The sequence below is a fragment of the Microbacterium sp. genome (genome assembly GCF_051860965.1).
In the GTDB taxonomy this organism is placed as follows: domain Bacteria; phylum Actinomycetota; class Actinomycetes; order Actinomycetales; family Microbacteriaceae; genus Microbacterium.
Genome location: NZ_JBIMKU010000001.1, coordinates 599,806 through 611,925, shown reverse-complemented (window position 1 = coordinate 611,925; position 12,120 = coordinate 599,806). Strand labels below are relative to the sequence as shown.

The window sequence follows — 12,120 nt, the reverse complement described above, 5'->3', positions numbered from 1 at the left end:
TCGCGAGAGCGCTCGTCGTCCGCGTGCGCACGCAGCGCTGTCGTGCGCGCGAAGTGCCCTCGGCGTAGGGAGTCCGTGAGGAACGACCGCCGGCCCGTTCGGATTCCGTGAGGAAGACCGGATCGCTCTGATGCGGCGGGTTTCATCGATCTCATGCTCGATGTCATCTACCTCGCCGGGACGCTCGTCGTCTTCGCAGTGATCGCCCTGATCGCGAAGGGCGTGGAACGCCTGTGATCGTCTTCTCGCTCGTCGCGGCCGGCCTCGCCGTCGCCGCCGTCGTCTATCTCGTGGTCGCCCTCGTCCGTCCGGAGAAGTTCTGATGGATGTCGGGTTCACGGTCCTCCAGGCGGCGACGCTCATCCTCGCGCTCGGCCTCGCCTATCGCCCGCTGGGCGACTACATCGCCCGCATCTACACCTCCCCGAAGGACCTCGCCGTCGAGCGCGGGGCCTACCGACTCATCGGAGTAGACCCGAGATCCGAGCAGACCTGGCAGGCGTACCTGCGCGGCGTGCTGCTCTTCTCGATCGTCGGGGTCGTGCTGGTCTACGCGCTCCAGCGCCTCCAGCCCATGCTCCCCTACGCCCTCGGACTGCCGGCGCCCAGTGAGCCGCTGTCTTTCAACACCGCCGTCTCGTTCGTCACCAACACGAACTGGCAGTCGTACTCGCCCGAGCTGACCCTCGGCTACACGGTGCAGTTCACCGCCCTCGCGGTGCAGAACTTCGTGTCGGCCGCCGTCGGCATCGCCGTCGCGATCGCGCTCGTCCGCGGCTTCGCCTACAAGCGCTCCGGCACGATCGGCAACTTCTGGGTCGACCTCGTGCGCGGCACCTCTCGCCTCCTGCTCCCGCTGGCGGTCGTGACGGCGATCGTGCTGATCGCCGGCGGAGTGATCCAGAACCTGAACGGCTTCGTCGAGACCGTGAGCGGGCAGTCGATCCCCGGAGGGCCCGTCGCGTCCCAGGAGGCGATCAAGCTCCTCGGCACGAACGGCGGCGGCTTCTTCAACGCCAACTCGGCTCATCCGTTCGAGAACCCGACGCCGTGGACCAACCTGTTCCAGGTCTTCCTCATGCTCGTGATCCCGTTCGCGATGCCCCGCGCGTTCGGCAGGATCGTCGGCGACGACCGCCAGGGCTACGCGATCCTCGCGGTCATGGCGAGCATCTTCCTCGTCTCGCTGGCCGTGCTCACATGGCTCGAGGCCTCGGCGGGCGGTGCGGCACCGCAGCTCGCCGGTGGCGCGATGGAGGGCAAGGAGGTCCGCTACGGCATCGCGGGCTCGACGCTGTTCGTCTCGACCTCGACGCTCACCTCGACCGGCGCCGTCAACTCGATGATCGACAGCTACACGCCGCTCGGCGGCATGCTCCCGATGATCAACATGATGCTCGGCGAGGTCGCGCCCGGCGGGGTCGGCTCCGGCCTCTACGGCATGCTCGTGCTCGCCGTCATCGCGGTGTTCGTCGGCGGTCTCCTCATCGGTCGCACACCGGAGTATCTCGGCAAGAAGATCGGTCCGCGGGAGATCAAGCTCGCATCGCTCTACATCCTCGTCACGCCGACGCTCGTGCTGGCCGGCACCGCGCTGAGCTTCGCCATCCCGGGTATCCGCGCCGACGTCGAGAGCGTCTCGATCTGGAACCCCGGCGTCCACGGCCTGAGCGAAGTGCTCTACGCCTTCACGTCGGCCGCGAACAACAACGGCTCGGCCTTCGCCGGTCTCACGGCCAACACTCCGTGGCTCAACACGGCGCTGGGCGTCGCGATGCTGCTCGGGCGGTTCGTGCCGATCGTGTTCGTGCTCGCCCTCGCCGGCTCGTTCGCGGCGCAGAACAGCGTCCCGTCGACGGCGGGAACGCTGCCGACCCACCGACCGCAGTTCGTCGGCCTCCTCGCCGTCGTCTCGGTCGTCATCACCGCTCTCACCTACTTCCCGGTCCTGACTCTCGGACCTCTCGCCGAAGGACTCGTCTGACGATGTCGAACTCCACCCTGACCCCGACCCCGATCGCGGGATCCGTTCCCGAGAAGCCCGCGGCATCCCGCGCCTTCAGCTGGTCCCAGGTCGTCGAAGCTCTCCCCGGAGCGCTTCGCAAGCTCAACCCCGCCGCGCAGTGGCGCAATCCCGTCATGTTCCTCGTGTGGGTGGGCGCCGCTCTCACGACCGCCATCGCGATCGCCGAGCCGTTCCTCGGCGGTGCGGAGGAGTCCGGCGGCACGCCCGTGCCGCTCGGCTTCACGTGGGGCATCGCGATCTGGCTGTGGCTCACCGTGCTCTTCGCGAACGTCGCGGAGTCCGTCGCCGAAGGCCGCGGCAAAGCCCAGGCCGCGACGCTGCGCCAGACCCGAACGACGACGAAGGCCACGCGCGTCGTCCGGTACGACGGGGCGCGGGATGCCTCGGCCTCCGCCGCCGAGACGGTCGAGGTCGCATCATCCGACCTCACACTCGGCGACGTCGTCATCGTGACCGCGGGCGAGCTCGTCCCGGGCGACGGCGACATCGTCCACGGCATCGCGACCGTCGACGAGTCGGCCATCACGGGCGAGTCCGCTCCCGTCGTGCGCGAGTCGGGCGGCGACCGCTCCGCGGTCACGGGCGGCACCCGCGTGCTGTCGGATCGCATCGTCGTGCGCATCACGTCGAAGCCCGGTGAGACGTTCGTCGACCGCATGATCGCCCTCGTCGAGGGGGCCGCGCGCCAGCGGACACCCAACGAGATCGCGCTCAACATCCTGCTCGCGAGCCTGTCGGTCGTCTTCGTCGTGGTGGTGCTGACCCTCAACCCGATCGCGTCGTACGCCGCGTCGCCCGTCAGCATCCCGGTGCTCGTCGCGCTGCTCGTGTGCCTCATCCCCACGACGATCGGCGCCCTCCTGTCGGCGATCGGCATCGCCGGCATGGACCGCCTGGTGCAGCGCAACGTGCTGGCGATGTCGGGTCGCGCGGTCGAGGCCGCGGGCGACGTCACGACGCTCCTCCTCGACAAGACCGGCACGATCACCTACGGCAACCGTCGCGCCTCCGACTTCGTCGCGATGCCGGGGATGGATGCCGGTGAACTCGCCCGTGCGGCGGCCCTGTCGTCGCTCGCCGACCCCACGCCCGAGGGCGTCTCGGTCGTCGAGCTCGCGGCGGTTCGAGGCATCCACGTCTCGTCGCCGGCGGATGCGACCATCGTGCCGTTCACCGCGCAGACGCGCATGTCGGGTCTCGACCTCGCCGACGGCACGATCGTGCGCAAGGGCGCCGGGTCCGCCGTGCTCGCGTGGCTCGAGGCATCCGGAGCCCCCGTCCCCGCCGCGACGCGCGCGCACCTCACGAGCGAGACCGATGCGATCGCGCAGTCGGGCGGCACGCCGCTCGTCGTCGCGACCCTGACGGGCTCGGACGGGACGGTCCTGGGCGTCATCCACCTCAAGGACATCGTGAAGGACGGCCTGCGCGACCGCTTCGGCGAGCTGCGCGCGATGGGCATCCGGACCGTCATGATCACGGGCGACAACCCGCTCACGGCCGAGGCGATCGCGAAGGAGGCGGGCGTCGACGACTACCTCGCCGAGGCGACTCCCGAGGACAAGCTCGCACTCATCCGCCGCGAACAGGAGGGCGGCCGACTCGTCGCGATGACGGGCGACGGCACGAACGACGCGCCCGCGCTCGCGCAGGCCGACGTCGGCGTCGCGATGAACACGGGCACGTCGGCGGCGAAGGAAGCCGGCAACATGGTCGATCTCGACAGCGACCCGACGAAGCTCATCGACATCGTGCGCATCGGCAAGCAGCTGCTCATCACGCGCGGCGCGCTGACGACGTTCTCGCTCGCCAACGACATCGCGAAGTACTTCGCGATCATCCCCGCGATGTTCATGGGCGTCTTCCCGGGCCTCGCGGCGCTGAACATCATGGGGCTCTCGTCGCCGGCATCCGCCGTCACGAGCGCCATCATCTTCAACGCGCTCGTCATCATCGTGCTGATCCCGCTCGCGCTGCGCGGCGTGAAGTACCGCGCGGCGAGCGCCTCGCAGGTGCTGAGCCGCAACCTGCTCGTCTACGGCCTCGGCGGCGTCATCGCGCCGTTCGTCGGCATCAAGCTGATCGACCTGCTGGTCAGCCTCATCCCGGGCTTCTGAGGAGAATCATGTCCACGTCCCGCACCACTCTGCGCACGACCGGCGTCGCGATCCGCGCGATGCTCGTCTTCACCCTCGTGCTCGGCCTCGGCTACACGCTGCTCATCACGGGCGTCGGCCAGCTCGCACTGCCCTGGCAGGCGAACGGCTCGCAGATCCGCACCGACGACGGCCGGCTCGTCGGCTCGGCGCTCATCGGCCAGTCGTTCGCCGACGATCCCGAGTACTTCCAGTCGCGCCCCTCCGCCGCCGGCGACGGCTACGACGGCGGCGCCTCGAGCGGCTCCAACCTCGGCCCGAACAACGACGACCTCATCGCCGCGATCGAAGAGCGCCAGGCCGCGATCGCCGCGCGCGACGGCGTCGACATCGCCGATGTCCCGGCGGATGCGGTGACCGCCTCGGGATCGGGGCTCGACCCCGACATCAGCCCCGCATACGCCCTCCTGCAGGTCGCACGGGTCTCCGAAGCCCGGGGTCTGCCCGAGGCCGACGTGCGGTCGCTCGTCGAGTCGATGATCCAGGACCGCGACCTCGGCTTCCTGGGCGAGCCGCGCGTCAACGTCCTGCAGCTCAATCGCGCACTGGACGAGCTGGGCTGAGCCTCGTGCACGACGTCGGCAGAACGGCTCCGAGCAACCGCCGCATCGCCCCGCACGGCCGGGCGACGCGCGGTCTGCCGACGTTGTGCACACCACAGATGCACACGGACAGAAACTAGGGTGAGGGCATGAAGCGCGGCAGGCTGCGGGTGCTCCTCGGGGCCGCCCCCGGCGTCGGCAAGACCTACGAGATGCTCGAAGAAGGGCGCCGACTCATCGCCGACGGACAGGACGTCGTCGTCGCGATCGTCGAGACCCACGGCCGCGCCGCGACGGCCGCCCTGCTCGAGGGGCTTCCCTCGGTCCCCCGGCACACGGTCGAGCACCGCGGCGTCGCGCTGAGCGAGATGGATCTGGATGCCGTGCTGGCGCGGCGTCCCTCCGTCGCCCTCGTCGACGAGCTCGCGCACACCAACGCCCCCGGCTCTGTCCACGCCAAGAGGTGGCAGGACGTCGAGGCGCTGCGCGCGGCGGGCATCGACGTCATCACGACCGTCAACGTCCAGCACATCGAGTCGCTCGGCGGCGTCGTCGAGCAGATCACGGGCGTCGTGCAGAGGGAGACGGTCCCGGATGCCGTCGTCCGCGGCGCCGACCAGGTCGAGGTCATCGACCTGGCGCCGCAGTCGCTGCGCGACCGCCTCGCCGCCGGGGTCGTCTACCCGGCGGAGCGCGTGGATGCGGCGCTGTCGAACTACTTCCGCCTCGGCAACCTCACCGCGCTGCGCGAGCTCGCGCTGCTCTGGCTCGCCGACGAAGTCGACAGCGCGCTCAAGAGCTACCGCGAGGAGCACGGCATCCAGGGCACCTGGCAGGCGCGCGAGCGTGTCGTCGTCGCACTCACGGGTGGCCCCGAGGGTGAGACGCTGCTGCGCCGCGGCGCCCGCATCGCGGCGCGCTCGGCGGGCGGCGAGCTGCTCGCGGTGCACGTGTCGAGCCAGGACGGTCTGCGTACGGGGGCGCCGGGCGCGCTCGCGAAGCAGCGCGCACTCGTCGAGTCGCTCGGCGGCTCGTACCATCAGGTCATCGGCGACGACATCCCGCGCGCTCTCGTCGAGTTCGCGCGGTCGGTGGATGCCACGCAGCTGGTCATCGGCGTGAGCCGCCGCGGGCGGCTGGCCGCCGCGATCACAGGCCCGGGCATCGGAGCCACCGTCATCCGCGAATCCGGCGACATCGACGTGCACATCGTGACGCACTCCTCGGCGGGAAGGTTCGCGCTGCCGAGGATCTCCGGCGGGGCGCTCAGCGTGAAGCGACGCGTGCTGGGCTTCGTGCTCGCTCTGACCGGCGGCCCGCTCCTCACCTGGCTGCTCGTCGTGCTCCGCTCGGAGGACACCATCACGAGCGACGTGCTCGCCTACCAGCTGCTCGTCGTGATCGTCGCCCTCGTCGGCGGCATCTGGCCCGCGCTGTTCGCAGCCGTCATGTCGGGCCTGACGCTCAACTTCTTCTTCGTGCCGCCGTTCTACACGATCACGGTCGCCGACCCTCGCAACGCGTGGGCGCTCGTGCTCTACGTCGTCATCGCGGTGCTCGTGAGCTTCGTCGTCGACCGCGCGGCGCGCGCCGCGCGGGCTGCGCGACGAGCCGCAGCCGAATCCGAGCTGCTCGCGACGGTCGCCGGCAGCGTGCTGCGCGGCGAGAGCGCGATCCCCGCGATGGTTGCCCGCACGCGCGAGTCGCTCGGACTCGCGGGGGTGCGGCTCGTCGGGATCGACGGCGACGTGCTGGCGGTCGACGGCGAGCCCGTGCGGGACGGCGCCTACGAGTCGATCGCGATCGGCCGCGTCGGGTCGTCTCCGCGCGCGACCCTCGAGCTGCACGGCAAGGACCTGGATGCCGCCGACCGCCGACTCGTCGACGCGATCGCCGCGCAGCTCTCCGCCGCGCTGGAACACACCGACCTGACCGCGACGGCGCGAGAAGCCGATGCGCTCGCGGAGACCGACCAGGTGCGCTCCGCCCTGCTCTCGGCCGTGAGCCACGACCTGCGCCGCCCGCTCGCCGCCGCGGTCGCCGCGATCGGCGGCCTGCGCGCGGCGGGGATGGAGCTGTCGGTCGACGACCAGCGCGAGTTGCTCGCGACCGCCGACGAGAGCCTCGCGACCCTCTCGGCGCTCGTGACCGATCTGCTCGATGTGAGCCGGGTCGAAGCCGGCGTGCTAGCGGTGTCGCTGGCATCCGTCGACGCATCCGGAGCCGTGCTCTCGGCGCTCGACGAGCTGGCCCTCGGCCCCGAAGAGGTCGAGCTCGCCCTCGATCCCGACCTGCCTCCCGTGATCGCCGACCCCGTTCTGCTGCAGCGCGTCATCGTCAACGTGCTCGCGAACGCGCGGCGCCACAGCCCGGTCGACGCGCCCGTGCTCATCTCGACGAGCCGCCTCGGCGCGACGGCCGAGATCCGCGTGATCGACCGTGGGCCGGGGGTGCCGCCCGAACGCCGCGACGACATGTTCTCGCCCTTCCAGCGTCTGGGCGATGTCGACAACACGACGGGTCTCGGCCTGGGTCTCGCCGTGTCCCGCGGGTTCGTGAACGGGATGGGTGGGACGCTGACTCCGGAGGACACTCCGGGCGGCGGCCTCACGATGGTCATCGCTCTGCCGGTGGAGGTGGCATGAAGATCCTGATCGCCGACGACGATCCGCAGCTCGTCCGCGCGCTGCGGATCACCCTCGCCGCGCACGGCTACGACGTCGTCGCGGCACCCGACGGCGCGGCCGCGGTCGCCCTGGCGGCGAAGGAGCACCCCGACATCGTGATGCTGGATCTCGGGATGCCGCGCCTCGACGGCGTCGGCGTCATCCACGCGCTCCGCGGCTGGACGACCGCGCCCATCATCGTCGTGTCGGGCCGCACGGGGTCGGGCGACAAGGTGGACGCGCTGGATGCCGGGGCCGACGACTACGTCACGAAGCCGTTCCAGATCGACGAGCTGCTCGCCCGACTGCGCGCGCTCTCGCGGCGGGCGGGGGAGGCATCCGGCACCCCCGTCGTGAACTTCGCGGACGTGTCCGTCGACCTCGCCACGAAGTCGGTCACGAAGGCGGGAGCGCGCGTGCACCTGACGCCGACGGAGTGGCGGATGCTGGAGTTCCTCGCCCGCAATCCCGGCACGCTCGTTACGCGCCAGACCCTGCTCAAGGAGATCTGGTCGAGCGAGCAGGTGAGCGACTCGGGCTACCTGCGGCTGTACATGTCGCAGCTGCGCAAGAAGCTCGAGCCCGATCCCGCACACCCCGCGCACCTGCTCACCGAGCAGGGCATGGGCTACCGGCTCGTCGTCTGACTCAGCCGAGGCCCTCGCGGTGCTCGTGGGTGGTGACGTCGCCCGCGACGGGCTTGCGCGACAGTCCGACGGAGCCCGATGCGGGATCCTTCGAGAGCGCCGCGTCGATCGCCGCCGACTCGTCGACACCGGGGTACTGCGGCCGGAACTGCACCGCCGTCTGACGCTTCTGCTCGCGCTTGGCCTTGCGCGCCGAGTAGGTCAGGTTGAGCGCCTCGACGATGATCGCGAACGCCATCGGGCCGTAGATGAAGGCCTTGTCGATCTTGAAGTCGAAGCCCTCGGCGACGAGGAAGACGCCGATGAGCAGCAGGAACGACAGCGCCAGCATCTTGACCGTCGGGTGCTTGTTGACGAAGGCGAAGATGAAGCGCGACGCGAAGAGCATGATGCCGAACGACAGCACCACGACGGTGATGATCACGACGAGGCTCTCGGTCATGCCCACCGCCGTGATCACCGAGTCGAGCGAGAACACGAGGTCGAGCAGGAGGATCTGGATCAGCACGGAGCCGAAGGTGACGGTGGCGCGACCGGATGCCTGTGCTTCCTCCTCGTGCCCCTCGAGCTTGTGGTGGATCTCGGTGACGGCCTTGTAGACGAGGAAGAGACCACCCGCGATGAGGATGAGGTCCTTCCACGAGAAGCCCATCTCGCCGATGAAGAAGACGTCCTCCTTCAGCGTGATGATCCAGCCGGCGAAGAGAACGAGGATGACGCGCATCACCATCGCGAGGGTGAGGCCCAGGTTGCGGGCCTTCGCCTGCTGCTCCTTCGGGAGCTTGGAGGCCAGGATCGAGATGAAGATGACGTTGTCGACGCCCAGCACCACCTCGAGCACGAAGAGCGTGAAGAAGACGGCGATGAGGTCGGGCGTGAAGGCCAGCGAGAAGTCCACGGGTTCATCGTAGGCGGCGGCTGGCAAGGCACTGCACGTCTCCTGCGCATACGCCTGTCGCCATATGCACGCGCGTAGTGTGGCGCTTAGCGATCGGCATCCGCCTGTGGCTCCGCGTCGGCCCCTCGGGTCGGCATCCGAACCAGAGGAACGCGATCATCGCCACCCAGACTCTGGAGGCCACCCTCGGCCCCATCCGCCAGACGTACGCCGGCGCCGACACCTTCCCCCCCATCGCGCGGTCGTACACGCAGGTGGCCGAGGTCGTCCGCGAGACCGGGCTCCTGAGCCGCACCCGCGGCTTCTACGCGATCGTCGGCGCGGTCCTCCTCCTGGGGCTCGCCGGTTGCGTCGCAGGCTTCGTCCTTCTCGGTCCCAGCTGGTTCCAGCTGCTCATCGCGGCCGCGCTCGGCATCCTGCTCACGCAGGTCGCGTTCCTGTCGCACGAGGCCAACCACAAGCAGATCCTCGCGTCGGGTCCAGCCAACGACCGCATCGGCCGCATCCTGGCCGCCGGCATCGTCGGCATCAGCTACTCGTGGTGGAACACGAAGCACTCGCGGCACCACGCCAACCCGAACCAGGTCGGGCGCGACCCCGACATCGAGGTCGACACGATCCGCTTCCTCGAAGAGGACGCCGCCAAGGTGAAGGGCCCGATGGCCTTCATCACGCGCAAGCAGGGCTGGTTCTTCTTCCCCCTTCTGACGCTCGAGGGCGCGAACCTGCACTTCCTGGGCATCAAGCACCTGTTCTCACGGGGCGAGGTCAAGGGCCGTTGGACCGAGCTCTCGATGATCGCCGCGCGCTTCGCGCTGCTGTTCACCCCGATCTTCTTCTTCCTGCCGCTCGGCATGGCGTTCGCCTTCATCGGCGTGCAGCTCGCCGTCTTCGGCGTCTACATGGGGGCATCCTTCGCTCCCAACCACAAGGGCATGCCGATCATCGCCCCCGGCGCGAAGCTCGACTTCTTCTCGAAGCAGGTGCGCACCTCCCGCAACATCCGCGGCGGCTGGTGGGCGACGTGGCTCATGGGCGGGCTCAACTACCAGGTCGAGCACCACCTGTTCCCGAGCATGCCGCGCCCGCACCTCGCCAAGGCGCGAGAGATCGTCATGGACCAGTGCCGTGCGCTCGGCGTGCCGTACACCGAGACGAGCCTCATCCAGTCGTACGGCATCTTCATCGCGTACCTCAACCGCGTCGGCCTCGCCGCACGCGACCCGTTCGACTGCCACCTCGTGGCGCAGTTCCGCCCCTCCTGATCGACCGCACGCGAGAGCCCCGGCAGCGATGCCGGGGCTCTCGTGCGTCCGGTGGCGGACAGCGGATGCCGAGCTACGCCAGCACCTCGCGGAGCCGCGCGGCGAAGCCCTCGGGGTCGCCGGGGAATCCTGGCTGCGACGTGAAGCCCGCGTGGTGACTCGGGAAGTCCGTGACCGGGATTCCGACGGTGGATGCCGTCGCCCGCGCGCCGCGCGCGGCCATCTCTTCGCGGGACTCGACGCCCGCCGCGATCACCAGCCGATCGCCCAGCGCGCGAAGTGCGTCCGCATCGATCTCGTACTCGATGACCGCGGGCATGTTGCGCAGGAGCGGGTTCGTCCGCACGCCGTCGTCCTCCGCCGGCATCCCGAACATCGCAGGTTCCGGCGCCGGGCCGTCGAGGTAGTCGTCGGGCAGCGGCCCGTCGAGCATGACGAGCTGGATGAACTTCGCCATCGCCGGGCCGTCGCCGTGCCGCGCGTAGGTGTCCTTCATGTCCCGGATGACGGCGAGCACGGTGTCGCGGTCGGGCAGCCCGGCGGCGAGCGGGGGCTCGTGCACCACGGCACGTCGGACGTCATCGGGGTGAGCTGCGAGCAGAGCCAGCAGGTTGACCGCGCCGCCGCTGCTGCCGAAGGCGTCGACGGGCCCGACCCCCAGGTCGGTGATGACACGGTGGAGATCGTCGGCGTGCTGCTCGGTCGGGATATCGGCGGTGCCGACCGGATTGCGGCCGGCGCCCCGCGGGTCGTACGTGACGACCGGGCGATCGACGATCCGCTCAGCGAGAAGCGCGAGGCCCGAGGCATCCATCGGCGCCGCGAACACGAAGAGCGCGGGCTTGTCCGGCGTCGCGTCAGCGAGGTCACCGTGGATGTCGTACGTGATCGCGTCGTCGCCTTCGCCCACCACGCGGGTGGTGATCGGTCGCGTGGCCATCACACCGCAGCCAGGATGCCTTCGAGGCGGGCGTAGCTCGTCTCCATGCCGTCGGTCATGCCGGTCGCGAGCACCATGTCGCGCGTCTGGGCGTCGGGGTACTCGATGTACAGCGTGATGAGCGTCGCGCCGTCCTCCTCCTCGAGGTTCATGTCGTTGAGCGTCGCCGGGTAGTCGGTGCCCGTCATGTGCTCCGTGTTCACGAGCCGGCGCTGGGGCTCGGCGTGCAGGATCTCACCGTCGAAGCCGAAGGCCTCGCCCTCCGCGTCGCCGACGGGCTCCCACGCGTAGCGGTAGGTCGTGCCCGCCACCGGCTCGAACTCGCACACGCTCATGCGCCAGCCGTCGGGGCCGAGCAGCCACTTCTTCATGAGCTCGGGCTCGGTGTGCGCACGCCAGACGAGATCGCGCGGACCGTCGATGAGCCGCGTGATGCGCACGTGCTGGTCGTCGAGGATCTCGGTGCGCGTGCCCTTGCCCTCGGCGTAGGCGCGGAGCCCACCGAGCACCCGATCGAGCTGGTTCATCGCCATCGTGGCGCCTTCGACCATGCCCATGCCGACGAGCTGCTCGAGCGACTCGGCCGACGTGAAGTAGGTCGTGCTGACGAGTCGGGCGCCCGCTTCGGTCGAGGAGATCGCGAACGTCATGCGGCTGGCGGGCATCTCGACCACGGCGTTGCCGAACTCGTCGGCGAACTGGTCGAGCACCGCGAACGACGAGGTCGGGTCGATCTCGAGGAACTCCCACGAGCCGAACGACTCCTCGCCCTGCGGACTCGTCATCTTGTACAGCGCCGTGCCGCCTACCGTGAAATCGAACGACGTGAAGGTCGCCGGATACCCGGGAGGGCCCCAGAACCGCTCGAGCTGCCGGGGTTCGGTGAAGGCGTTCCACACGCGCTCCGCGGGGGCCGCGAAGTCGGCGGTGAGGGTCAGGGTCAGTGCTTCGGGGTCGGTGACCACGTCGGTGACGGGCAT

Annotated in this window: 10 protein-coding genes; 7 read left to right on the top strand and 3 right to left on the bottom strand. The window is 69.8% G+C overall.

What is annotated here, in order from left to right; all coding sequences use genetic code 11:
* Positions 1-233 precede the first annotated feature (233 nt).
* The 6 genes from ACTIFV_RS02880 to ACTIFV_RS02855 all read left to right on the top strand — a co-directional run bounded on the left by ACTIFV_RS02880 (position 234) and on the right by ACTIFV_RS02855 (position 8,037).
* The gene (locus ACTIFV_RS02880; RefSeq protein ID WP_439591243.1) at positions 234-323 is read left to right on the top strand and encodes a potassium-transporting ATPase subunit F; all 90 of its coding nucleotides are present in this window, start codon (positions 234-236) and stop codon (positions 321-323) included.
* Entirely contained in the window at positions 323-1,984 is a 1,662-nt protein-coding gene (gene kdpA, locus ACTIFV_RS02875) for a potassium-transporting ATPase subunit KdpA (protein WP_439591242.1), read from the top strand. Before ACTIFV_RS02880 ends, kdpA begins: the two co-directional genes overlap by 1 nt.
* 2 nt (positions 1,985-1,986) lie before the next feature.
* Positions 1,987-4,143, top strand: a complete 2,157-nt coding sequence (gene kdpB / locus ACTIFV_RS02870) for a potassium-transporting ATPase subunit KdpB (RefSeq protein WP_439591241.1) — start codon at positions 1,987-1,989, stop codon at positions 4,141-4,143.
* A gap of 8 nt (positions 4,144-4,151) precedes the next feature.
* Complete coding sequence (gene kdpC / locus ACTIFV_RS02865) at positions 4,152-4,745, top strand: potassium-transporting ATPase subunit KdpC (protein ID WP_439591240.1); 594 nt, start codon at positions 4,152-4,154, stop codon at positions 4,743-4,745.
* Positions 4,746-4,873: 128 nt separating this feature from the next.
* Positions 4,874-7,369: a DUF4118 domain-containing protein gene (locus ACTIFV_RS02860; RefSeq protein ID WP_439591239.1), complete on the top strand. Its 2,496-nt coding sequence runs from the start codon at positions 4,874-4,876 to the stop codon at positions 7,367-7,369.
* Entirely contained in the window at positions 7,366-8,037 is a 672-nt protein-coding gene (locus ACTIFV_RS02855) for a response regulator (protein WP_439591238.1), read from the top strand. Before ACTIFV_RS02860 ends, ACTIFV_RS02855 begins: the two co-directional genes overlap by 4 nt.
* 1 nt (position 8,038) lies before the next feature.
* On the opposite strand, the gene ACTIFV_RS02850 is transcribed toward ACTIFV_RS02855, so the two are convergent.
* Positions 8,039-8,935: a TerC family protein gene (locus ACTIFV_RS02850; protein WP_439591237.1), complete on the bottom strand. Its 897-nt coding sequence runs from the start codon at positions 8,933-8,935 to the stop codon at positions 8,039-8,041.
* A gap of 158 nt (positions 8,936-9,093) precedes the next feature.
* Here ACTIFV_RS02850 and ACTIFV_RS02845 point away from each other — a divergent pair, with 158 nt between their 5' ends.
* Complete coding sequence (locus ACTIFV_RS02845; protein ID WP_439591392.1) at positions 9,094-10,200, top strand: fatty acid desaturase family protein; 1,107 nt, start codon at positions 9,094-9,096, stop codon at positions 10,198-10,200.
* A 73-nt stretch (positions 10,201-10,273) separates the two neighbouring features.
* Here the strand turns inward: ACTIFV_RS02845 and ACTIFV_RS02840 are convergent, their stop codons facing one another.
* Entirely contained in the window at positions 10,274-11,140 is an 867-nt protein-coding gene (locus ACTIFV_RS02840; RefSeq protein ID WP_439591236.1) for an alpha/beta fold hydrolase, read from the bottom strand.
* Positions 11,140-12,120, bottom strand: a complete 981-nt coding sequence (locus tag ACTIFV_RS02835) for an SRPBCC family protein (protein WP_439591235.1) — start codon at positions 12,118-12,120, stop codon at positions 11,140-11,142. Before ACTIFV_RS02835 ends, ACTIFV_RS02840 begins: the two co-directional genes overlap by 1 nt.